Raw genomic sequence first — 23693 nt, forward strand, 5'->3', positions numbered from 1 at the left:
TCGGGCGGCCGGGCCGTCATGGTTCCGGGTGCCCTGCGGATCAGACCCCAGCGCCGAGCACCGCGTTGATCCGCTGCGGGTCCCCGCACACGATCAGCAGTGCTCCGGCACGTTCCCGTGCGTCGGTCAGCGCAGGCGCGACCTCGCCGTCCCCGTTAACGGCGACGATCACCACGGGACGGGACTTCACCCGGTCCGCAGCCGCGACACCGGCGAAGAAGACATCGTCGCCGGCCTCGTGCTGCGCCCAGTAGGCGGCCTCGCCGAAGGAGAGCTCGTGCGCGGCCCACGGGTGCTGCTCACCGGTGGTGAGCACCAGGATCTCGCCCGGCGCGCGGCCGGATTCGAGCAGCAGGTCCACCGCTTCGTCGGCGGCGTCGAGAGCACCGCCCACCGAGGCGGGGATCAGCTGGAGCTGCGGTGCGGAACGATTTTCCTGCCGACCCGACTGGGGCCGACCGGGAGTGGGGTGCGGGCGCTGCGCCGGGGGCGCGGGCTTCGCGGGGCCGGGTCCGGGACGACCGGGGCGCGGCGTGGCCGCTGAACGCGGGCCGGGTACGGGACGGGGGGTCGACGCGGTACGGCCTGAGGCCGGAGTGGCGCGGGGACCCTGGGCGCTCTCGTGAATCTGAGGCTCCTCGGGGATGAGAGGCATGAGTGGTTGTCTATCAAACGCCGTCGCTCGGGGCGTCGGCGGGTGGGTACAGATGTGCGATCAGAAGTCGAAGCCGAGCTGGCCCCCGCTTTCCAGTGCAGCCGCCTCGGCGGAGATACGGACTTTCTTGAGGTGCTGCCACCTGGGCAACGCGTCGAGGTAGGACCACGAGAGGCGGTGGTGGGGCGTGGGCCCCTGCTCCTCCAGCGCGGCCCTGTGTGCGGGCGACGGGTAACCGGCGTTGGCGTCGAAGGCGAAGTCGGCGTACTCGCCGGATTCCGCGCCCAGTTCGGCCATCATCGTGTCCCGGCGGACCTTCGCGATCACCGAAGCGGCCGCGACCGCGATGCAGGACTGGTCGCCCTTGATCACGGTGCGGACCTGCCAGGGCGCCCCCAGGTAGTCGTGCTTGCCGTCGAGGATCACCGCGTCCGGCCGGACCGGCAGGGCATCGAGGGCACGTACAGCGGCCAGGCGCAGTGCGGCGGTCATCCCGAGCTCGTCGATCTCTTGGGGGGAGGCGTCACCGAGACCGAAGGCGGTGACCCAGCTCTCCAGCAACGGCGCCAGCTCCGCACGGCGCTTGGGACTGATCAACTTGGAGTCGGTGAGCCCGGCGGGAGGTCTGCGGAGGCCGGTGACGGCCGCACAGACAGTGACCGGTCCCGCCCACGCTCCGCGTCCGACCTCATCGACACCGGCAACGATCTTGGCACCGGTGGTGGCGCGCAGCGAGCGCTCGACGGTGTGCGTGGGTGGTTCGTACGGCATGGCGCCTGTCAGCGTACGCCGATGGCGACGCCGACAAAACCCCGGGGCTCCCGTCGGTCGCCGGAACCTCTCGGCGGATCACGGAGCGGGTGGCGGCACGTCCGCGGGAGCACGGCCCGCGCGTCGGGCCGTACCCGTACGGTGCAGTGCCGCCACCTCGGAAAACTCGGCCGGTACGGCCCGAACGCGTGGGCGGGGCCGATCAGTACGGGTCGTAGGGGTCGTACTGGTCGACGCCCGTTTCACCGTCGCCGCCCGTGCGTGAGGCCATGCAGGACCGCATCGGATCGCGGGAGATCGGATTCTTCCGCAGGATGTCCCGGGCCCGCGCCTCGCCCAGGTCGGTGGCGTACCAGGACGCGTCGTCGGAGCGCAGTGACCGCTCGATGTCCATGAGGGCGCAGGAGCGCAGCGGTTCGGGCAGTGCGTCCAGGGCCGGTACGGCGTCGGCCGACAGGCCCCGGAGGTAGGAGATGTCGATGGATCGGTCGTCGCGGTAGCGCTGGACGTTCTGCTCCGCGATCAGCACGTCCGGCGAGACGAGGCCGAACGTGAGGACGGCGACGGCGGCGCTGACCGCGACGGCTCGCGGCAGCAGGCGGGCGCCGAACACTCCCGCGACCAGGATCAGGACGATCACCACGCCGAGCCAGAGCTCGACCGCGGCCACGGATATTCGCAGCCGTGTCAGTCCGTACTCGTCGACGTACAGATCCATCCTTCTCAGCGCGGAGGCCACGACGGTGAGGGTGAGCAGGCACAGCACACCGAGCACGCCCCGGACGAGCGTGCGATCGCCTTCCCGCCCGCGCGGGGCCCAGCGCAGGGCGAGCGCGATGACCAGCAGGGTGAGCAGTGTCGCCCAGAGGAGCTGCCAGAAACCCTGGCGGGCGTACTGGGCGTGGCTGAGGCTCGTCTCGGCCATCACCTTGTCGTATCCGCCGAGCAGCACGGTGAGCTGGATGGCGATGAAGACGGCGAACAGCAGATTCAGCACGATGAGGGGCAGGGCCCATTCCAGCCGCCCGCGTGCCTTGCCCCGACGGATGGTGATGCCGTCCCAGCGCACCGGGGCGGCCGCGGTGTACGCGGCGGCGAGTGCACCGATCAGGCCGGTGACGAAGAGGAGGACCTGCCAGGGGCTGTTCTTCATCGACGTGTCGGGCATCAGGCCGCCGAGCACGTCGGCGAAGGCGGCGTCCGCACTGGCGAACAGCGCCCCGAACACGACGAGCAGGACGAGCGCCACCCCGGTGCTGCGCAGGATGACACCCAGGCGGCCCCGGGAATCCGCGACCCGGACGTACACGCCCCGGCCGCCCCAGGCCAGCCCGTCGGCAATGGAGGTGAACAGCCCCAGTGAACCGAGGAACACCCCGAGCCAGCTGCGGCTTCCGTGCAGGGCGAGCGAGCCGAGCGCAATGGCCGAGACGACGGCGAGGAACACGGGCCATCCGGCGGACCTGAGAGCGGGCACCGCGAGGAGCGCCAGGCCGCCGACCGCCCAGCAGGTGGTCCACGGGCGGAGGCGGCGGCCGGCCGCCCGCGCGGCGTAGAAGGCCCCGAGCGAGGCGGGAACAGCGACGATCAGCAGATTCGGCCCGAGGCCGTCTTCCAGCAGCAGGGAGCTCAGCAGCGCCGTGACGAGGACGCAGCAGAGCGTCGCGCCGCGGATGGCGGCCGGCGCGGCCGGGCGCAGTCGCGCCAGCGCGGGCTCCTGGGGTCTCTGCGGCTGCCAATGGCTGGGCGGTGGTTGCCGTCTGCCCTGCTGTTGTGCGTACTTCGGTGTCCTCGGCGGCTCGGGGATGCCGTCGCCGGGCTCCGGTGCCTTCACCGATGCGGCCTGCTCGGACGCTCCGCCCCGTTCCGTTCGTCCGGACGGCTCGGGGGCTTCTTCCGGCCCGGTGGTTCCTGGCGTGTGATCGGACATGGGACCCCTCCCCTGCCGAGGCCCGCGCGCACCACCCGCAGGGCAGCTGCTGGGGCACCCCGGCGTCTCGATTCGGCGCACACGCGTCAAAATGATCATCGACGGCGGCGTGGCCGAAAGAGTAGCCCCTCCTCTTGCCGCTTCCGGCAGGGAGGGAGGGGCTGTGGCAGTACCGTGACAGACGGACGGCACCGGGCGGCGCCTCACGCGTCGGTGATTCAGGTGGCGTCGCCGTTCCGGCGCGGGAGCCAGTCCGGCAGTTCCTCCGTCTGTGCCGACCAGTCGGCCGGCGGCGCACCGTTCCTGCCCGCCGCGACGATCCCGCCGACGATCGCGCAGGTGGTGTCGACGTCTCCGCCCGCCTGGGCCGTCACCCAGAAAGCCTGCTCGAAGTCGCCGAGGCCCCGTGCCGCCGACCAGAGGGCGAACGGGACGGTGTCGTGCGCGCTGGTGCGCCGGCCGTTGCCGAGGACCGCCGCGACGGTACCGGCGTCGTCGTAGTCGAGCATGTCGCGCGCCCGGCGCAGTCCGGCACCCACCGCGCTGCGCGGTACGAGGGCGATCACGCCGTCGAGCAGGTCCGCCGGGGTGGGCGGGCCGGTGTCCGCCGCCGCCAGGGAGGCCGCGGCCGCGACCGCCATGGCGCCCACGACCGCCTCGCGGTGCTGGTGCGTGGTGTAGGAGGAGATCTCGGCCTGGTGGGTGGCCTGCTCCGGGTCGTCCGCGTACCAGGCGCCGAGCGGCGCGATGCGCATCGCCGAGCCGTTGCCCCAGGAGCCCTGGCCCTGGAACAGCGCGGACGCCAGCTCCCGCCAGTCGCCGCCTTCGCGGACCAGCCTGAGCATGCGGTTCACCGCGGGGCCGTATCCCCGGTCGAAGTCGTGGTGCTCGGCGAAGGAACGGGCCAGTGTGTCCTGGTCGATCCGCTGGTGCTCCCCCAGCACGGCCAGCACCGAGACGGCCATTTCGGTGTCGTCCGTCCATTGCCAGGGGCCCGGCGGGATTTCGCGCCGCTTCAGCAGCGGATAGTTGACGGGAACAAAGAACTGGGAGCCCAGTGCGTCTCCCACGGACAGTCCGTGCAGGCTGGCGAGGGCTCGTGCGAAACGTTGGTCGGAAGCAGAGTCAGCGGTTGTCATCGCTCATCCACTCTATCCGGTGATGCCGTAGGGCTCAGGGGTTCTCCAGCGTTCGAAGGGCCGGTCCAGGGTGTACCGCCCGTCCTCGCCGAGTATCAGCGTCCGGGTCTCCCCGTTGCCCGGGTTGGACAGCGACTCGAACTCGGCCACCGACCAGTGGAACCAGCGCATGCAGAACAAACGCATGGTCAGCCCGTGTGTGACGAGCAGGACGTTCTCCGGGTGGTCGGGGGCTTCGAAGCTGCGGTACAGGCTCTCCAGGAAAGCCCCGACCCGGTCGTACACATCGGCTCCGGACTCCCCCTGCGCGAAGCGGTAGAAGAAGTGGCCGTACGCGTCGCGGTAGGCCTTCTGCAGGCGCACGTCGTCCCGGTCCTGCCAGTTCCCCCAGTCCTGTTCCCGCAGGCGCGGTTCCTCCCGGACCCGCACCCGTTCGAGATCGAGGCCGAAGGACCGGAAGGTGTCGTGGGTGCGGCGATAGGGCGAGATGTACACGCTGACGCGCTCGTGCCCGAACATCTCCCGCAGCCGCAGGCCCGTCTCCCTGGCCTGCCTCAGCCCTGTCGCGGTGAGCCTCAGCGCGTGGTCCGGCACGCGCTCGTACACCGTGTCGTCTGCGTTGCCCTCGGACTCCCCGTGCCGGACGAGGACGATGCGTTGCGGTCGTGCCATGTACCGACCCTAGATCGAGCACGGCTCATTCGAGCAGTTGTCCGGACTCCATCCGACGAATGTCACCGGTGAAGCGACGGCGCAGCAGCCGGTCGTGGGAGACGACGACCAGCGCGCCCCGCCAGTGGGCCAGCGCCTCCTCCAGCTCCTGCACGAGGCCGAGCGCCAGATGGTTCGCGGGCTCGTCGAGCAGCAGCAGGTCCGCGGGCCGGGCCAGCAGGCGGGCGAGGGCGAGCCGTCTGCGCTGCCCGGCGGAGAGCGACCCGACCGGCACCCGGAGGTCCCGGGGGCGGAACAGTCCGTACGAGAGCAGCAGTTCCTCCTGCTCGTCCTCGGTGAGGGGCAGTCCTCGGCCGAATGTCGCGAGCACGCTCTCCGTCGGACGGTTCACCGGCACCTCCTGCGCGAGGTAGCCGATCCGGCCCCGCCGGATCACACACCCCGCGTCCGGTTCGAGCACGCCCGCCATGACGCGGAGCAGAGTGGACTTCCCGGCGCCGTTGCCACCGTGGATCAGGATCCGGTCGGTCGCCGCCACGGAGAGCCGGCCGATCTCGAGCCGGTCACCGACGCGTACGTCCGTCAGCGAGACGAGCTCGCCCCCGGTCGTACCGGCGGCAGGCAGGGCGGCGAAGCGCAGTGGATCGGGCGGCCTGGGGACCGGCTGCTCCCTCAGCCGGTCCAGGCGCTTCTCGGCGTTGCGGATCCGGCCGGACACCGATGCCTGGACCCGGCCACCGGCCCGGTCGTAGGCCATCTTGTTGTTGTCCTTGATGGCACGGCCGGCCGCGACGCCGTGGGCGGTGGTCGTCGTGTACTCCTCCAGCCGCGCGGTCTCCTCGCACCACTGGGCGTAGGACTGTTCCCAGCGTCGCCGTGCGGCGTCCTGCTCGGCCCGGAATCCCGAGTAGCCGCCCCCGTGGCGCACGACCGTGCGCCGGTCGGCATCGACCTCCAGCACCGCCGTGGCCACCCGTTCCAGGAAGACCCGGTCGTGGGAGACCGCGACCACCGTGCCGGTGTGTGCCAGCAGGGCGCTCTCCAGCCAGTCGAGAGCCGCCCCGTCCAAGTGGTTGGTGGGTTCGTCGAGCAGCATCACCTCGGGACTCGCCGCGATCAGGCAGGCGATGCCGAGCCGTGCCTGCTCGCCGCCGGAGAGGCTGCCCAGTCTCCTGTCCGGTCCTATGTGGGCGAGACCGAGACCGTGCATCGCCTTGTCCACGCGCGCGTCCGCCTCGTATCCGCCGCGTGCCTCGAACTCGGTGAGCAGGTCCCCGTAGGAGGCGAGCACGACCCGGTCGGCCGTACCGAGGTCCGCCTCGGCCTCGCGCAACCGCCTTTCCATCGTGCGCAGTTCGGCGAGCGCGTCGTCGATCACGTCCTGGACCGTGCTGTCGGGCGGCAGCCGCGGGGTCTGGGCCAGCAGGCCCGTACCGCCGTCCGCGGCCGTGAACGCGCTTCCGGAATCGGGCCTTTCGAGGCCTGCGAGCAGGCGGAGCAGGGTCGTCTTCCCCGCGCCGTTCTCCCCCACGACGCCGATCCGTTCGCCGGGGCGCACGGTCAACGAGACATCGTCGAGCAACAGCCTTTCACCTCGGGACACGGACACATCGCGCAATGAGATCTGCGTGGGCAAGAGCGCCTCCTGATTCGGTCGTTCGGGAAACAAGTCGATCTGGGGACAAGCAGCGACAGCGGGCGCCGACCGGGCCGCCCGGGGCGGAGCCGGCGAGTACAGACAAACACAACCGTTGTCGCATTAAGGCGAGTGTGGCACACTGAAATCCACTAACGCAACTGGAGTAGCAATTGAATGAGCAAGGAAACGCCTCGCTGGCCGGGACACCGACGGCTCCGCTCGCGCCCGGCACCCGCCGCCCCGGCGGTCGCACCGCCCGGACCCGGGCAGCGGTCCGGGACGCCGTTCTCACCGGACTGGTGGAACACGGCTACCCGGGCCTCACCGTCGAATACGTCGCGGAGCACGCCGGCATCCACAAGACGACCCTCTACCGGCGCTGGGAGAACATCGAAGGACTGGTCGCGGACGCCCTCGACCTGGCCGGAGAGGACAGTTGGGCGCCGCCCGACACCGGAAGCCTGGAAGGGGATCTGCGTGCGCTGGCGCACACGACGGCCGAGTCCTTCACCACTCCCGCCACGGCGGCCGCGCCGACCGCCTTCATCGCCGCGGCGTTCCAGTCCAAACGCGCCGCGGAGGCTCTGAACGCCTTCTACGCAGGGCGGTTCGCGCGCTGCGAGGCCATCGTCTCGCGCGCCGTGGCCCGGCACGAGCTCGACCGGAGAACGGATGCGGGGGCGCTTGTCAGAGCCGTCGTGTCACCGCTGTTCCTCAGATTGTTCATCACCCGCGAGCCCGTCGACGGGGAGTTGGCCGACCGGAGTGCCGCCGCCGCCCTGGCCGCCGCCCGGGCCGGGGTCTTCGACACCGCGACCGCCCCGGAAGACACCGACGCCCCGGCCGGACCCGCCTGACCGGCGGCTCGTGGCAGCTGCGACAGGCCACCCCGACCACCGGCGCGGCCGGATCCGCCGCACCGACCCGTCATACCGTCCAGGAGGGTTCCAGTTGCACGACGTCTCCCGCCAGCGCCGCCACGTCGTCCTCGATCTGTGCCCGTTGCGACAGCCGCTCGATGCTCCCCGCCCGGTACTTGCCCCGCTCGGCGCTCGACTGCCACATGGACAGCACCAGGAACTCGTGCCCCGGCGCCTCGCCGAACACCCCTCGCAGCATGCCGGGCGATCCGGCCATCGCCGGGTTCCACACCCGTTCCTGCATCAACGCGAAGTGCTCCACCCGGTCTTCACGAACCTTGCTGTGCGCCACCCTGACGACGTCCGCGTCGGTGAAGCGTGGCTCAAAACCGGTCTTCACGTCGAAGCGGTACTCGAACAGCTTGACCTGAATGCCGCTGTACGTACCGGACTGCGCGGCTGCCAGATCGTCGTGCGCCCGCGCCATGAAGGAGTCGTAGAAGACACGGTTCTCCCAGAAGGCGAAGACGTGCGCCACGTCCGGGCGTTCCCGGCTCCACCCACCGCCCCGCCCCCTGAATCCGGGCTCGCCCAGCAGTTCCGCCCACTTCCGCTGCCCCCGTTCAAAGCCTCGACGGTCCACCACGGTGCAACGAATCCACTTGACCAGCACTGCGCCATCGTACGGCGCCGGACGTGGCGCGGGTCACCCTCCGACGGAGCGGCAGTGGCCCGATTCCGCCATCGAGGGCCAAGTCGGTTGGCTCCACGGTCCGTTACGGACATGATCGGGTGGAACGAACGGCCCGACGGCCCGGCGGCAAGCCAGGGAGGCAAGTCCGATGAGCACGCCCAACAAGGACATCGAGAAGGTCGAAGTCAGGCTCAAATGGGATCCCAGTCCTTCGGGCACCCCCGACCATGACCTCGACATCATCGCGGCGACGTACCTCGCGGACGCGCCGTACGGCAGCCCCGCGTATCTGGTGCACTTCGACAGCCGTTCGCCCGACGGCACCATCAGCCTCAATCGCGACAGCAGGACCGGTCAGGGCTTCGGTTTCGACGAGGTGATGACGCTGGAACTGAGCCGGCTGGCACCCACGTACGCCCGGGTCGTCGTCGGGGTCGCCATCCAGCAGCGCGACGGTCGCAAGGCCTTCGCCGACATACCGAGCACCGGAGTCCAGATCAGGGAGGGCTACACGAACCTGGCGGAGGACGACTTCTCCGCAGTCGGTGCCGCCACCGCGGCGACCGTCGCCGAGTTCGTCCGCGGCGCCTCCGGGGCATGGGAGTTCCGCAGCATGGTTCGCGGCTTCGACGGGGACCCCGACTCGTTCGCCGGTGAGATGGGAAGCCGTACGCCCGGAGCGTGACGCGTCACGGCACGCCGAGGAGGCCGGCGGGCAAGGCACCGACCGGCACGCCGAGGAGGCCGGTCGCCGAACGGCCTCCTTCCTTATCGCGGACCGCCGTTCGGCCGCTCCCCCGCTTGGACCGTCCCGCGTTCAGCCGCGTTCGAAGCAGTGCGTGCGGCCGATGACGGAGAAGCCGCAGCGCTCGTACCAGTGGCGCGGCCAGTCCTCCTCGTCGGCCGACAGGAAGCGGGTGCCGCAGCCCTCGGCGGCGGCCGAGCACAGGGCGGTGGTCAGGACGGCGTCGGCGTGGCCGCGCCCGAGGTGGGCCTTCGAGGTGACCAGGTCCTCGATCTGGGCCGTGCCGGTCGCCGGGTCCAGATAGAGGTCGGCCCATGAGGCGACCTCACCCTCCTCCGTGCGGGCGCCGATGAAGCGCACGACGTCGGCCCCGCGCCGACGGACCTCGCGCCGGTCGACGAGGTGACGCACGACCTCGTCGTCCACGTCCGGGAGGAATTCCCGCCACTGCCGGGCGAGCGGAGCGCGCAGCGCGTCGAGGTCCACCTCCTCCGCGGGCCCGCCGGTCGGCACCGGCCCCGCGTGCAGCATGAGCAGATAGGTGGAGTGGGTGTATCCGGCCCGGGTCAGCGGCTCCGCGCACGCCGTCGCGACACCGTCGTCGAGCACGGAGATCATCCGGTGGTTCAGATGCCCCAGAGTCTTCTCCGCGACGGCGGGCAGCGCCTCCGGATCCACGGCCGTGTCGATGAAGATCTGGTTGTTCGCGCGGGAACGGGCGAATGTGTCGTCAAGTGCGGCGAACCCACCCGGCAGTTCGACGACTCGCTCGGCCTGGCGGCGGGCGAAGTCGGTCAAGAAGGCAGTGATCCGCTGGAGTTCCGGGCTCGGCATGGGGGGACTCTACGCAGCCGTGCGCCGCGGGCGCCTTCGAATTGTTCCGCGGGGAGCACGACTCCCCGGCGTCCCGGGGTGCTTCACCGCCGGAGGACGGTGAAGCACCCCGTACGGCTTCGACGTGCAAAGGGCACGGCATCTGCGGACCTTCGCGGGGCCGGGACGCCGGAAAGGGTGCCGGCACATGGCCGGCACCCTTCCTCATGCGTGGTTCGGTGTCCTCAGCGACGGACGCTCAACGCCGCGTCGGACACGGTCGAACCCGGTATCAGCTGCAACCGCTGGTCGAGCCGCAGCCCTCGCAGATGTAGCAGGATCCGGCGCGCTGCATCTTCGTGCCGCAGGAGAAGCAGAGCGGCGCGTCCGCGCTGATGCCCAGCTGCATCTCGACGAGTTCCGCCGAGGTGTGCGCGGTCTTCGGCGCGGGCTTCTCGGCTTCCTGCACCGCGGCCACCGCCTTCAGCGGCTCCGTCCGCAGCGGCGCGGACTGGGCCAGGCTCTCGACGTCCAGGTCCTCGTCCTCCAGGGAGGGTTCGTACGAACCGGTGTCGAGGTGGCGCTGACGCTCCTCGGCCGAGTGGATGCCCAGGGCGGAGCGGGTCTCGAAGGGCAGGAAGTCCAGCGCGAGGCGGCGGAAGATGTAGTCGACGATCGACTGCGCCATCCGCACGTCCGGGTCGTCCGTCATGCCGGCCGGCTCGAAGCGCATGTTGGTGAACTTCGAGACGTACGTCTCCAGCGGGACGCCGTACTGCAGACCGACCGAGACGGCGATGGAGAAGGCGTCCATCATGCCCGCGAGAGTCGAACCCTGCTTGGACATCTTCAGGAAGACCTCGCCGAGACCGTCGTCCGGGTAGGAGTTGGCGGTCATGTAGCCCTCGGCGCCGCCCACCGTGAAGGAGGTGGTGATGCCGGGGCGGCCCTTGGGGAGGCGCTTGCGGACCGGGCGGTACTCGACGACCTTCTCGACCGCGGTGCGGATGGTCTCCTCGGCCTTGGCCGTGACCTCCGCCTTCTCCTTCTCCTTGGTCTTCGCGGAGAGGGGCTGGCCGACCTTGCAGTTGTCGCGGTAGATGGCGAGCGCCTTGACGCCCATCTTCCACGCCTCGAAGTAGACCTCCTCGACGTCCTCGACGGTGGCCGTCTCCGGCAGGTTCACCGTCTTGGACAGGGCGCCGGAGATCCACGGCTGGATCGCGGCCATCATGCGGACGTGGCCCATCGCGGAGATGGAGCGCTCGCCCATGGCGCAGTCGAAGACCTCGTAGTGCTCGGGCTTCAGACCGGGGGCGTCGATCACATTGCCGTGCTCGGCGATGTGGGCGACGATCGCCTCGATCTGCTCCTCCTGGTAGCCCAGGCGGCGCAGGGCCTGCGGGACGGTGCCGTTCACGATCTGCATCGAGCCGCCGCCGACCAGCTTCTTGAACTTGACCAGGGCGAGGTCGGGTTCGAGGCCGGTGGTGTCGCAGGACATCGCGAGACCGATGGTGCCGGTGGGCGCGATGACCGAGGCCTGCGAGTTGCGGAAACCGTTCTTCGCGCCGAGGCGGATCACGTCCTGCCAGGCCTCCGTGGCGGCGGCCCAGATCGGGTTGTCCAGGTCGTCCATGCGGACGGCCGCGGCGTTGGCGTCGGCGTGCTGCTTCATGACGCGCTGGTGCGGCTCGGCGTTGCGGGCGTAGCCGTCGTACGCGCCGACGACCGCGGCGAGTTCGGCGGAGCGCTTGTACGAGGTGCCGGTCATCAGCGAGGTGATGGCACCGGCGAGGGCGCGGCCGCCGTCGCTGTCGTAGGCGTGGCCGGTCGCCATCAGCAGGGCGCCGAGGTTGGCGTAACCGATGCCCAGCTGGCGGAAGGCGCGGGTGTTCTCGCCGATCTTCTGGGTCGGGAAGTCCGCGAAGCAGATGGAGATGTCCATCGCGGTGATGACCAGCTCGACGACCTTGGCGAAGCGCTCGGACTCGAAGGACTGGTTGCCCTTGCCGTCGTCCTTGAGGAACTTCATCAGGTTCAGCGAGGCGAGGTTGCACGAGGTGTTGTCCAGGTGCATGTACTCGCTGCAGGGGTTCGAGCCGTTGATCCGGCCGGACTCCGGGCAGGTGTGCCACTGGTTGATCGTGTCGTCGTACTGGATACCCGGGTCGGCGCACGCCCAGGCCGCCTCCGCCATCTTGCGGAAGAGGGACTTGGCCTCGACCTCCTCGATGACCTCGCCGGTCATCCGGGCGCGCAGCCCGAACTTGCCGCCGGACTCCACGGCCTTCATGAACTCGTCGTTCACCCGGACCGAGTTGTTGGCGTTCTGGTACTGGACCGACGTGATGTCGTCGCCGCCCAGGTCCATGTCGAAGCCCGCGTCGCGCAGGGCGCGGATCTTCTCCTCCTCCTTGACCTTGGTCTCGATGAAGTTCTCGATGTCGGGGTGGTCGACGTCGAGGATGACCATCTTGGCCGCGCGTCGGGTGGCGCCGCCGGACTTGATCGTTCCGGCGGAGGCGTCGGCGCCGCGCATGAAGGAGACCGGGCCGGAGGCGTTGCCGCCGGAGGACAGCAGCTCCTTGGAGGAGCGGATGCGGGAGAGGTTCAGGCCGGCGCCGGAGCCGCCCTTGAAGATCATGCCCTCTTCCTTGTACCAGTCGAGGATCGACTCCATGGAGTCGTCGACGGACAGGATGAAGCAGGCGGAGACCTGCTGCGGCTGGGGCGTGCCGACGTTGAACCAGACCGGCGAGTTGAAGCTGAAGATCTGGTGCAGGAGGGCGTACGCCAGCTCGTGCTCGAAGATCTCGGCGTCCGCGGGAGAGGCGAAGTAGCCGTGGTCCTCGCCGGCCTTGCGGTACGTCTTCACGATCCGGTCGATGAGCTGCTTCAGACCGGTCTCGCGCTGCGGGGTGCCGACGGCCCCGCGGAAGTACTTGCTGGTGACGATGTTGACCGCGTTCACCGACCAGAAGTCGGGGAACTCGACGCCACGCTGCTCGAAGTTGATCGAGCCGTCGCGCCAGTTGGTCATGACGACGTCACGGCGCTCCCACGTCACCTCGTCGTACGGATGCACGCCGGGGGTGGTGTGGATGCGCTCGATGCGCAGACCCTTGCTCGCCTTGGATCCCTTGGTACGGGAACCTCGTGCCGGGCCGCTCGCCGTCTCTGTCATGCCGCCTCCCATATGTGGGCAAAAACGCCCTGAAGTGCCCAGAACTTCCCGGGGCACAGTCTGTCTCTGATGCTTCGGGCACCGCACAGTGCCCGAAGCAGGTTCATGAAGCCGTCCCGCCGCCGGTCCACGGACCCGTGCCGGCAGGCCGGTGCCGCTCTAGTCGGCGGCGACGGCGGGAACGGGGACCGCGGGGGTCTCGCCCTTCCCGCGCTCTTTCGCGGGAGGCCGCTGCTCACGGAGTTCCGCGATGGCGGCCTCGAAGTCTTCGAGTGTGTCGAACGCCCGGTACACGGACGCGAAGCGCAGGTACGCGACGAGGTCGAGTTCCTGCAGGGGGCCGAGGATGGCCAGGCCCACGTCGTGCGTGGTCAGCTCGGCACTGCCGGTGGCGCGCACCGCCTCCTCGACACGCTGGCCGAGCTTGGCGAGGGCGTCCTCGGTGACCGGCCGGCCCTGGCACGCCTTGCGCACGCCGGAGATGACCTTGGTGCGACTGAAGGGCTCGGTCACGCCGCTGCGCTTCACCACCATCAGCGAGCAGGTCTCCACCGTGGTGAAACGGCGGGAGCAGTCGGGACACTGGCGGCGGCGCCGGATGGACGTGCCGTCATCGGTGGTGCGACTGTCGACGACCCGGCTGTCGGGGTGCCTGCAGAAGGGGCAGTGCATGGCTCCCAACCCTCCTTCACAGCACGACTGAATAGCCTCTGCAGGGCCCGCAGGGGCCCCTCGAAGCAGTGACAAGCATAGGCGATGGCCACACCCCCGGCAGACCGGGGACCACAACTTCTGGGCGGCCGAGGCAATCCAACCACTAGATCTTGGGTTTGGTTGCACATCCAGCCCTACCGCGTGTCGCGCATCACGAGCGATCGGCAGGCAGCGTACGGCCGTGGAAGAGGGTACGGGAACGGCGGGGCGGCCAGGATCGCGGGGCTCCCGCTGTCGGACCCCGACAACGGCCCGAGCCCCTCCCGTGCGACCACCCCGGCCCGACCGCCCCGCGCGACGGCGGCACCCCGGCGGCCGCTACCGTGAACCGCCCGGATCACCGGTCGGCCCGGCGGTGGATCATGACACCCGGCCACCGCTCATACACCCAGCGGTCAGCACTGGACAGACTTTTATTCGTTTTTCACTCGAACGTGTGTTTGGCGCAACCTTTCGAAAGCTACTACCGTTGTCCAGCCAGGGAGACCATTCGAGAGGGGCCGACGTGACCACCACCGCAGACAGCGCCACCATCACCGTCCAGGACCGCTCCCAGAGCCGATTCGAGCCGGTGCATGCCATGAATGACTCAGTCACGAACATGGAGGGGCCAGAACCCACGCGTCCAGCGCGCTCCTTGCCCGGTCGACCTCCCGGCATCCGGGCGGACAGCTCGGGGCTCACGGACCGGCAGCGGCGGGTGATCGAGGTGATCCGGGACTCCGTGCAGCGGCGCGGGTACCCGCCCTCGATGCGGGAGATCGGCCAGGCGGTGGGCCTGTCCAGCACGTCCTCCGTCGCCCATCAGCTGATGGCCCTGGAGCGCAAGGGGTTCCTGCGCCGCGACCCGCACCGCCCGAGGGCGTACGAGGTCCGCGGCTCGGACCAGCCCAGCTCGCAGCCCACCGACACGACCGGCAAGCCCGCGGCGTCGTACGTACCGCTGGTCGGCCGGATCGCGGCCGGTGGCCCGATCCTCGCGGAGGAATCGGTCGAGGACGTCTTCCCCCTCCCCCGCCAGCTGGTCGGTGACGGAGAGCTGTTCGTCCTCAAAGTCGTCGGCGACTCGATGATCGAGGCGGCGATCTGCGACGGCGACTGGGTCACCGTGCGCCGCCAGCCCGTCGCGGAGAACGGTGACATCGTGGCTGCCATGCTGGACGGCGAGGCCACGGTCAAGCGCTTCAAGCGGGAGGACGGCCATGTGTGGCTGCTCCCGCACAACTCCGCGTACCAGCCGATCCCCGGCGACGAGGCGACGATCCTCGGCAAGGTGGTGGCGGTACTGCGGCGGGTGTGACGACCCGCCCACTCAGACCGGGCCCCGGGATCCACTGCGCCGATCCCGGGGCCCTGCCCATGCCCCGATCCCTTGCACGCGGACACCCCTGGCACGGGCACCCGTGCTTGGGTGCCCGTGCTCGAACGTCCCGGTCCGGCCTACTTTCCGTCGGCCTTGGCCGCAGCGTCGATCGCCGCGAGCGAGCGGCGCGCCTGATTGCGGTCGGTGGTGTACCAGAAGTCGGGCAACGAGGCGCGCAGATAGCTCCCGTACCGGGCGTTGGCCAGGCGCGGGTCGAGTACCGCGACCACTCCCTTGTCCCCCGTGGCCCGTACGAGTCGACCGGCGCCCTGGGCCATCAACAGCGCCGCGTGTGTCGCCGCGACCGCCATGAACCCGTTGCCCCCTGCCTCCTCGACCGCCTTCTGGCGGGCGCTCATCAGCGGATCGTCGGGGCGCGGGAACGGGATCCGGTCCATGACCACCAGCTGGCAGCCGGCCCCCGGCACATCGACGCCCTGCCAGAGCGACAGTGTGCCGAAGAGACAGGTCTCCGGGTCGGCCGCGAAATTCTTGATCAGCTCGCCGAGCGTCTCCTCGCCCTGCAGCAGGATCGGCTTGTCGAGCCGGCCCCGCAGCTCCTCGGCGGCGGCCTGGGCCGCCCGCATGGAGGAGAACAGCCCGAGGGTGCGCCCGCCGGCCGCCTCCATCAGCTCGGCGAGCTCGTCCAGCATGTCGGTGCGGGACGCCTCCCGCCCCGGCGTGGCCAGGTGCCGGGCGACGTACAGGATGCCCTGCTTCGGGTAGTCGAACGGGGAGCCGACGTCCAGCCCCTTCCACTGCGGGAGGTCGTCGCCCGCGGTGCCCTCGGGGGCGAGCCCCAACGAGGCCCCCACCCCGTTGAAATCCCCGCCGAGCTTGAGCGTGGCCGAGGTGAGGACGACGGACCGCTCGCTGAAGAGCTTCTCGCGCAGCAGCCCCGAGACGGAGAGCGGGGCGACCCGCAGGGAAGCGCCGAAGCGGTCGTGGCGCTCGTACCAGACGACGTCGTACTCCGAGCCCTGGGTGATGCGCTCGGCTACGCCGTGGATCGTCTCCACCGACGCCAGGGCCTGCTTGCGGACGGCGTCCTCGTCCTGGACGGACTTGTCCCGGGTGGCCCCCAACGCCGAGATCACCGTGCGCGCGGCGTCGCGGAGTGCCAGCAGTGCGTAGTTGAGGTCCTCGGGGACCTCCTCCAGGCGGCCGGGGAGCGCCAGCTCCATCACCCGCTCGAACCCCTCCGACGCGGTCTGCAGGGCGTCGGCCGCCTTCTCGTTGACCAGCTTCGCCGCCCGGCGCACGGCGCGGTTGACCTGGCCCGGGGTGAGCTCGCCGGTGGCCACTCCGGTGACCCGGGAGACCAGCTCGTGTGCCTCGTCGACGATCAGCACCTCGTGCTGCGGGAGGACCGGGGCGCCCTCGATGGCGTCGATGGCGAGCAGGGCGTGGTTGGTGACGACGACATCGGCGAGCTTGGCCCGCTCCCGGGCCATCTCGGCGAAGCACTCCGCACCGTACGCGCATTTGCTCGCGCCGAGACACTCGCGGGAGGAGACCGAGACCTGCGCCCAGGCGCGGTCGGAGACGCCGGGGGTCAGGTCGTCGCGGTCGCCGGACTCGGTCTCGTCGGACCAGTCACGCAGTCGCAGCAGGTCCTGGCCGAGCTTGCTCGACGGGGCCGCGGCCTCGAACTGGTCGAAGAGCCCCTCCTCCTCGTCCTGCGGCACCCCTTCGTGGAGCCTGTGCAGACAGAGGTAGTTCGAACGGCCCTTGAGCATGGCGAACTGCGGACGCCGGCGCAGCAGTGGGTGCAGGGCGTCGACCGTACGCGGAAGATCCCGCTCCACGAGCTGCCGCTGCAGCGCCAGGGTCGCCGTGGCCACCACGACGCGCTCCCCGTGCGCCAGCGCGGGCACCAGGTAGCCGAGGGACTTGCCGGTGCCGGTGCCGGCCTGGACGAGCAGATGGGAATTGTCGTCGACGGCATCGGCGACGGCCTCGGCCATGGCGGCCTGGCCCGGCCTTTCCGTACCGCCGACGGCGGTCACGGCGGCGTGCAGGAGATCAGGGAGGGATGGCTTCGTCATAGCCCGACCACCCTACGGGGCGCCACTGACAACGGCGATCACTCCCGGCCTCAGGAGGAGGGGTGCAGCGGATTGGGGACAGTCCCGTGGATGGCTGCGTGCGGGCGTTCGGGGCGGTCCCGGTATCCGTCGACGTGCAGGCGGTTGCGGTTGAGACAGAGCCGCTCGATCCGGGGTGCGAGCAGGTCGAACGTCTCGAACCGCTCCTTCAGCTCGGGGAAGCGGGCGTGGTACCGCAGGATCTCGGCACGGACGAGTGACCAGAAATCGGCCTCCGGGACCCCCAGCTGCTCCTCGCACAGCGGGGACAGGAAGCGGAACACCCCGACGAACAGTCCGGCCTGGATGAACTGGGTGAGGAAGGAGGGCTCCTCGGTGAGCAGGACGCGGCGCACGTCCTCGGGCATCGGCTCGTGCTCCGGCAGCGGCCGGGCGCTGACGTTCACGTCGTCCACGAAGTCCTTGATCGCCAGGCGCACCGGCACGTCCCGCTCGTCGAAGACGACGATGGCGTTCTCGCCGTGCGGGGAGAAGACCGTGCCGTAGCGGTAGAGGAAGTGCAGCAGCGGAGGGAGCAGCGCGGCGAACAGCCGGGTCAGCCAGGCGGTGGGGGTGAGTCCGGAGCGGGCGACGAGCTCGGCGGTGAAGGCACGTCCCTGCGGGTCGGTGTGGAGCAGCGAGGCGAGGGTCCGGGCCCGCTCGCCCGGTGCGAGCCGGGGCTGGAGGGGTTCGCGCCAGATCGCGCCGAGGATCTCCTTGAACTGGTACGGGACCTCGGGCAGGCGGTCGTAGAGCGGGTGCTCGACCGTGACCGAGGCGACCTCGCCGAGCAGGATGACCCCGCAGGTGTCGCGGAGGAAGGCGTCCTGGTCGCGCAGGCCCTGGACCCAGGCGGTGACGGCGGGGGCCGCGAGGGTGCGCTCGGTAGGCAGTCCCCGCCAGACCAGCGTGTTGAGGATCGACAGGGGCAGCTTGACCGTGTGCCGGTCGGTGCGGGTCACGTTGGAGAAGGTGCGGATGGACTGCTGCGGGAGCCGGAGGTCCGGGTCGGCGGGGAGCGGCACGATGTCGTCGGCGGCGATGGCGGGGGCGAAGACCGGGACGATCCACTCGTCCCACTGCCAGGGGTGCACGGGGAGGAAGAGGTAGCCGTCCGGATCGAGGCCGCGGCCCCGGAGCTCGGTGGCGAAGGAGTCGCGTACCGCCGGGTCGAGTTCCCGGGTGTACAGCCGCTCGGGGTCGGCCAGGCCGCCCGCCCCGCGGTAGGCGGCGATCTTCGTGGAGACCGCGATCCACGGCAGCCTGGCCGGGGTGCGGGCCTCGGGGGTGTGGCACGAGGCGTCGGTGGCGGAGAGGCCGAGGCGGCCCTTGTTGGCGACGAGCCAGGGGTGGCCGGTCTGGTGTCCTTCCAGCTCGGCGTAGTCGAGTTCGGCCAGCCGGGCCGCGGGGAGCGCGGTGTGGTCGAGCCGGGCGTCGGCGGCGAGGGTGGTGGTGATCTCGCGGATGAGGTGGCCGAGGGTGGCGCCGTCGATGTCCAGGAGGTGGCGGGCCCGTACGAGGAACCGCAGCGGGTCCCGGAACGGGACGGGGCCGGTCCCCCCGGCACCGGAGGGTGTGCCGGGCGTGTCCGGGGCGCGGTCCGCGCCCGCCGGGTCCTCCGGGGCGCTCCCCCGCGTCTCGACGATCGAGTCGGGCTCGACCCGCCAGCTGTCGTACGCACCCCGGCGGGCCCTGAAGCCGAGGACGGCGCCGTCGTCGAGCCCGAGGGTGTAGGTGTCGCCGTCCCCGCCCTCCTGGGCGACCGGCTCGACGAGTTCCTCGTAGGCGAATTCGGCCAGCATCTTCGCGAGCAGTCGGGCGGCGGCCCTGTCCCAGACCGTCCGGTTCAGTTCCGGCGTGCTGAGCAGCTCGACGGGCTCCGTCGAATCATGGCTCGTGGGATATTTCGGCACGGTGACTCCTCGGGACGGAACCGATGGGGTTCGGGCGGTATGAGTTGCGCGGCGGTTCGTTCACAGGTGGGCACGGTCGTTCACAGGTGGGCACGGTGGGCACGGTCGCGGACCATCAGGGCGGCTCGCTTGTCGGGAAGTTCGAGTTCGGCGGAGAAGCGGAATCCTGCGCTCAGGAAGGCGGAGACCGACGGGGTGTTGCGGAGGTCGGGTTCGGCGACGACCCGTGCGCACCGCGGGCGGTTGTCGAGCACGAGGTCGGAGACGGCCCGCAGCAGGGTGGTGCCGATGCCGTGTCCGCGGTTGTTCACGCCGCCGATGAGCAGGTGGATCCCGGTGTCGTGCGGTCGGGCGGGGTAGTGGCGCGCCAGCGGGTCGAGATCCGCGCGGTAGATCTCCCAGTAGCTCATGGGGACGCCCGCCAGTACGCCCAGGCACGGGACGCTGCGCCCGTCGCCCTCGATCTGGGGGCGCAGGTGGTCGGCCGTGACGGTCTCCGGTCCGGCGAGTTCCCAGAAGGCCGCGACGGCGGGGTCGTTCATCCAGCGGCTCAGTACGGCGAGGTCGCGCTCCAGTCGCACCGGGACGAGCTGGAACACTCCGGCCGGGGTGGTGACCGGTCGCCAGTCGGCCGGGTGGTCGAGCAGGTCGGACGGGGCCGCCCCGCCCGTGGCCGGCCGGGAAGCGGCCGCGCCCGCGCCGTCCGTTCGGGACGACGCGGGCGCGGGCGGTGCCGGGGTGGCCGCCGGGTCCTCCCCGAACAGGGCGAGGAGTTCTCCGGAGAGCGGCAGGTCCAGGGTGTCCTCGGCGCCCGTGTCGGCCTGTGCGGCGGAAACGGGGCCCGCGTCGGCGTGCGCATCGGCGGGAGCCATGGTGTCGCTCTCCTCTCGGCGGTTCAGGCGGTGGTCATGTTCCCTCAGACACACAAGGGGTTGGCAATGGTGACGTAGACGGACTGGGTGTCCACCGGGCCGACGAGTTCGTCGAGGCCGTGCAGCCGGGTCAGCAGGTTGGCCTTGCACCTCAGCCGGGTCTTCTCCAGCAGCTGCGCGGGCAGCGGGGAGCCCAGGGCGGCGGCCGAGCCGAGGAACCTGCGGAACGCCGCGACGAGTACCCGCTCGTCGGCGAGCTGCTGGGCGCCGAACGCCCCGATCAGGCCGAACACGTTGTTGATGCCGAGGTAGTAGGCGAAACGCTCGTCGGTGACCTCGTCGGAGACGAAGGTGTCGCTGTCCGATCCGATGCCGGGGAGCCGGTGCTCCAGCACCGTGCGGTGGGACTCGCGGAAGTAGTAGCCCTGGTTGTCGCGGTAGCGGCCGCCGACCGGCCAGCCCTCCGGGTCGAGCAGCACCAGGGTGTTCTGCTGGTGGGCCTCGAGGGCCACGCCCGCGTGCGCGTCGAGCCAGAGCACCGGGCGCACGACGCGGTCCAGGTAGCGCAGGAACCACTCGGCCGCGACCTCCGGCACGGCCCTCCCGGTGGCGGCGGCCAGGGAGCGGACGGTCTCGGCGAGGCGCGAGCGCATCCCCGTCCTGCCCGGCCAGGGGCGGGGGGCGGTCAGCGCGGCGATGCAGACCGCGTCGTCGTGCCGTCCGAAGGGGTTGTGGCGGATCATCACGTCGAACCCGGCGATGGGGGTGCCGTCCAGGTCGTCGACGGCGATCCAGGCGGGGTCGCGGACGATGTCGAAGCCCGGGTGGACCGCGTGCCACTGGGTGGCAAGGCCGCTGCGGAGCAGTCGGTGCACTTCCACGCCGCGGTGGAGTTCCTTGCGGAGGTTCTCGCGTCGGGAGTTGGTGATGCGTACGCCGAGGGAGAGCTTGAGCATGAACTCGGCGCCGGGGCGGTGCACGGTGCGGACGGAGGATGTGGGGTGCCAGCGCTGCCCGTGGGGCCCCAGGTCGTGGAGGATTCCGGCGTCGAGCAGGGCGGCCACTTCGGGGCGGTGGCGGAGCTCCCGGGCCTGCCAGGGGTGCAGCGGGATCGGCTCGGTGGCGACGGGGAGGCGCAGTCCCTCGGCATACGGGGCGATCAGCTCCATGGCCTGTACGGGACGTCCTCCGTCGGTCCAGGCGGAGTCGTCGTCCAGCACGGACCGGTCGGCGGCCATCCAGTGCAGTTGGAAGGAGCCGTGCGACTCGGGCGAGTAGCGGCGGGATTCGGAGTCGGAGAGTCCCTCGCGGCTCTTGGGGGTGGGGTGGAGCGGGTGGCCGAGGAGCAGCGACTGCTCGGCGGTGAGGAAGAGGTCCGCTCCGGCGGGGGCCTCGGGGGCCCGGCGCCGTTCCTCGATGAAGCCGGCGGTCCGCCGTACCGAGTCGGCCACCCGGGCCACCATGTCGGCGCCCTCGTCCCGGTCGGCCTCGCGGCCCAGGAGCGCGGCGATCGTGACGGCGTCGGCGGTCGGGGCTCCTTCGGGCGCCCCTTCCAGGGCCGGTGCCCCGAAGCGGTGCCAGCCGGTGGCCGACCAGTAGTGGACGGGGACGAGCAGGGCCGTTCCGCTGGCGGGGAGGGGGATGCGGAGGGTGTCCCCGTCCGGTCGGGACAGGTCGCACTCCCGGGCCCAGCAGCGCAGCAGGTTCTCGACGCCCGCGGCATCGGCGGCCCGTCGCGGGTCGGGGTGGTCGAGGAGGTCGGTCGGCACCGAGCCGTCGGCCGTCGCGTCGAGGAGGTACCACTCGTCGTACGGTGCCGCTTTCTGGCACGGCACGACGGACGGTTCGATGGACGGCTCGATGACGAGGTTCCCGGCGGGGCCGGCCGGCCCTCGTTGCTGGGTGGGGGAAGGGCCGTCGGTGTGGGGGGCGGAGGTGGGGTTCACGGCGGTCTTTCTCGTGAGGGTGTCCGGGGTCAGCGGACCGGCCCGGTCGTGGTCCGGCGGAACGACAGCCGCTCGGCGGCTGCCAGGGCGTCGGCGAGGCGGTCCACGACCGCTGTTGCCTGTTCGTCGGTGAGGGTGAGGGGTGGCAGGAGGCGTACGACGGAGTTGTGGCGTCCGCCGAGTTCGACGATGAGTCCCCGGTGCAGGCACTCCTGCTGGACGGCTGCGGCGAGGACCGGGGCGGGCGGGGGTTCGGGGCCGTCGCCGGGCGCGGCGGCCTCGGGGTCGACCAGTTCGACCCCGAGCATCAGGCCTCGCCCCCGTACGTCGCCGACGGTGGGGTGGTCGGCGGCCAGCGCCCGGAGGCGGGCGAGCATACGGGCCCCGAGCACGGCGGCCCGTTCGTCCAGGCGGTTCTCCCGCACGTAGGCCAGGGTGGCCGTGCCTGCCGCCATCGCGAGCTGGTTGCCCCGGAAGGTGCCGGCGTGGGCGCCCGGCTGCCAGGTGTCGAGCTCGGAGCGGTAGACGATCACGGCGAGCGGGAGGGAACCGCCGATGGCCTTGGAGAGCACCATCACGTCGGGCACGATCCCGCTGTGCTCGACGGCCCAGAAGGCGCCGGTGCGGCCGACGCCCGTCTGGACCTCGTCGACGACGAGCGGGACGGACCGGGCCGCGGTGATCTCCCGCATCCGGCGCATCCAGTTGTCGGGGGCCGGGTTCACTCCCCCTTCGCCCTGTACCGGTTCGAGGATCATTCCGGCCGACGGGGGCGTGCCCCCCTTGGGGTCGTCCAGGAGGTTCTCGGTCCACCGGGCGGCGATCTCCGCGCCGCGCTCGCCGCCGATGCCGAAGGGGCAGCGGTAGTCCCGCGGGAAGGGCAGCCGGGTGACCCGTACGTCCTCGGCGCCGCCCGAGGCGGCGAGGGCGCCCGCCGTCATCCCGTGGTAGGCGCCGGTGAAGGCGAGGAGTCCGTTGCGGCCGGTCGCCCCGCGGACCAGTTTGAACGCCGCCTCGACCGCGTCCGTCCCGGCCGGCCCGCAGAACTGGATGCGGGCGTCGTCGGCGAACTCCTTCGGCAGCGTGGCGAAGAGTTCCGTGGTGAAGGCGTCCTTGACCGGGGTGGCCAGGTCGAGCACGTGCAGCGGGGCGCCGGAGTCGAGGACCTTCTTGATCGCCTCCAGGACGACCGGGTGGTTGTGCCCCAGCGCCAGGGTGCCCGCTCCGGAGAGACAGTCGAGGTAACGCCGTCCGTCCGCGCCCTCGATGGTCAGTCCCCGCGCCCTCACCGGCACGATCGGCAGTGAGCGCGCATACGTACGGGCGGCGGATTCGCGCAGCGACTGGCGGCGCAGGATCCCCTCGTGCACCGCCGGTGCTGCCACCGGAGCTGGTTCGGTCACGGCCACTGCTGTCGGTCCTCCCGCGGTAACGGTTGCGTTGCACATCCGCGCGTCGGCGCACGGACGGACTGCGGGGGTGAACACCGTCCCGGGCTCCCCCGCCCGTACCAACGACGCCGGGCACGCCGGATCACGGGTAAATCGGAAGATCCTTGTGGCGGCGGAACCACGGCCCTGCCGCACGCCGTCCCCATCGGCACCGGCATAGTGGGGGCCGCACAGGATCCCGAACACCTTTCCGACCACCCGTCGGACGTTCGGAGCAGGCGGCTCGGAGCAGCACCGCAGTG

18 protein-coding genes are annotated in these 23693 nt (G+C 71.0%); 3 read left to right on the forward strand and 15 right to left on the reverse strand.

All coding sequences use genetic code 11. The features are described from left to right. Window positions 1–40: 40 nt before the first annotated feature. From ABZZ04_RS17400 to ABZZ04_RS17425, 6 genes are all read right to left on the reverse strand, one after another. Window positions 41–655, reverse strand: a complete 615-nt coding sequence (locus tag ABZZ04_RS17400; protein ID WP_356933069.1) for a hypothetical protein — start codon at window positions 653–655, stop codon at window positions 41–43. Between the two features lie 60 nt (window positions 656–715). Then, window positions 716–1426 carry a ribonuclease HII gene (locus tag ABZZ04_RS17405; protein WP_356933070.1) on the reverse strand — a complete coding sequence of 237 codons (711 nt, stop codon included), beginning with the start codon at window positions 1424–1426 and terminating at the stop codon, window positions 716–718. Window positions 1427–1628: 202 nt separating this feature from the next. After that, window positions 1629–3356, reverse strand: a complete 1728-nt coding sequence (locus tag ABZZ04_RS17410; RefSeq protein ID WP_356933071.1) for a DUF4153 domain-containing protein — start codon at window positions 3354–3356, stop codon at window positions 1629–1631. A 218-nt stretch (window positions 3357–3574) separates the two neighbouring features. Further along, window positions 3575–4495 carry an ADP-ribosylglycohydrolase family protein gene (locus ABZZ04_RS17415; RefSeq protein WP_356933072.1) on the reverse strand — a complete coding sequence of 307 codons (921 nt, stop codon included), beginning with the start codon at window positions 4493–4495 and terminating at the stop codon, window positions 3575–3577. A gap of 12 nt (window positions 4496–4507) precedes the next feature. After that, window positions 4508–5167, reverse strand: coding sequence for a histidine phosphatase family protein (locus tag ABZZ04_RS17420; protein WP_356933073.1), 660 nt, complete (start codon window positions 5165–5167; stop codon window positions 4508–4510). Between the two features lie 25 nt (window positions 5168–5192). Continuing rightward, window positions 5193–6803, reverse strand: coding sequence for an ABC-F family ATP-binding cassette domain-containing protein (locus tag ABZZ04_RS17425; RefSeq protein WP_356933074.1), 1611 nt, complete (start codon window positions 6801–6803; stop codon window positions 5193–5195). Window positions 6804–6976: 173 nt separating this feature from the next. Here ABZZ04_RS17425 and ABZZ04_RS17430 point away from each other — a divergent pair, with 173 nt between their 5' ends. Then, complete coding sequence (locus ABZZ04_RS17430) at window positions 6977–7663, forward strand: TetR/AcrR family transcriptional regulator (protein ID WP_356933075.1); 687 nt, start codon at window positions 6977–6979, stop codon at window positions 7661–7663. A 70-nt stretch (window positions 7664–7733) separates the two neighbouring features. Here ABZZ04_RS17430 and ABZZ04_RS17435 read toward each other — a convergent pair whose 3' ends face one another. Further along, window positions 7734–8339 carry a YdbC family protein gene (locus tag ABZZ04_RS17435; protein WP_356933076.1) on the reverse strand — a complete coding sequence of 202 codons (606 nt, stop codon included), beginning with the start codon at window positions 8337–8339 and terminating at the stop codon, window positions 7734–7736. 169 nt (window positions 8340–8508) lie between these two features. Between ABZZ04_RS17435 and ABZZ04_RS17440 the strand changes: the two genes are divergently transcribed. Next, window positions 8509–9045 carry a TerD family protein gene (locus tag ABZZ04_RS17440; RefSeq protein ID WP_356933077.1) on the forward strand — a complete coding sequence of 179 codons (537 nt, stop codon included), beginning with the start codon at window positions 8509–8511 and terminating at the stop codon, window positions 9043–9045. Between the two features lie 132 nt (window positions 9046–9177). Here ABZZ04_RS17440 and ABZZ04_RS17445 read toward each other — a convergent pair whose 3' ends face one another. From ABZZ04_RS17445 to nrdR, 3 genes are all read right to left on the reverse strand, one after another. Further along, window positions 9178–9939, reverse strand: coding sequence for a GNAT family N-acetyltransferase (locus ABZZ04_RS17445; RefSeq protein WP_356933078.1), 762 nt, complete (start codon window positions 9937–9939; stop codon window positions 9178–9180). A 271-nt stretch (window positions 9940–10210) separates the two neighbouring features. Further along, window positions 10211–13105, reverse strand: a complete 2895-nt coding sequence (locus ABZZ04_RS17450) for a vitamin B12-dependent ribonucleotide reductase (RefSeq protein WP_356933079.1) — start codon at window positions 13103–13105, stop codon at window positions 10211–10213. A 159-nt stretch (window positions 13106–13264) separates the two neighbouring features. Beyond that, complete coding sequence (nrdR, locus tag ABZZ04_RS17455; RefSeq protein WP_148839803.1) at window positions 13265–13777, reverse strand: transcriptional regulator NrdR; 513 nt, start codon at window positions 13775–13777, stop codon at window positions 13265–13267. Window positions 13778–14324: 547 nt separating this feature from the next. On the opposite strand from nrdR, the gene lexA reads away from it, so the two are divergent. Next, window positions 14325–15119 carry a transcriptional repressor LexA gene (gene lexA / locus ABZZ04_RS17460; RefSeq protein ID WP_356933080.1) on the forward strand — a complete coding sequence of 265 codons (795 nt, stop codon included), beginning with the start codon at window positions 14325–14327 and terminating at the stop codon, window positions 15117–15119. 140 nt (window positions 15120–15259) lie between these two features. Here the strand turns inward: lexA and ABZZ04_RS17465 are convergent, their stop codons facing one another. The 5 genes from ABZZ04_RS17465 to ABZZ04_RS17485 form a co-directional block, all read right to left on the reverse strand. After that, complete coding sequence (locus ABZZ04_RS17465) at window positions 15260–17230, reverse strand: ATP-dependent DNA helicase (protein ID WP_356933081.1); 1971 nt, start codon at window positions 17228–17230, stop codon at window positions 15260–15262. A 50-nt stretch (window positions 17231–17280) separates the two neighbouring features. Beyond that, window positions 17281–19182 (reverse strand): IucA/IucC family siderophore biosynthesis protein, encoded by a 1902-nt coding sequence (locus ABZZ04_RS17470; RefSeq protein ID WP_356933082.1) that lies wholly within the window; start codon window positions 19180–19182, stop codon window positions 17281–17283. 80 nt (window positions 19183–19262) lie between these two features. Continuing rightward, complete coding sequence (locus ABZZ04_RS17475; protein WP_356933083.1) at window positions 19263–20054, reverse strand: GNAT family N-acetyltransferase; 792 nt, start codon at window positions 20052–20054, stop codon at window positions 19263–19265. Between the two features lie 44 nt (window positions 20055–20098). Next, a complete protein-coding gene (locus ABZZ04_RS17480; protein WP_356933084.1) occupies window positions 20099–22000 on the reverse strand; it encodes an IucA/IucC family protein in 1902 nt (633 codons plus the stop codon). Between the two features lie 29 nt (window positions 22001–22029). Next, entirely contained in the window at window positions 22030–23409 is a 1380-nt protein-coding gene (locus ABZZ04_RS17485) for a diaminobutyrate--2-oxoglutarate transaminase family protein (protein WP_356933085.1), read from the reverse strand. Window positions 23410–23693: the final 284 nt, after the last annotated feature.

The sequence above is a fragment of the Streptomyces sp. NPDC006435 genome (genome assembly GCF_040612315.1).
Taxonomy (GTDB): Bacteria; Actinomycetota; Actinomycetes; order Streptomycetales; family Streptomycetaceae; genus Streptomyces.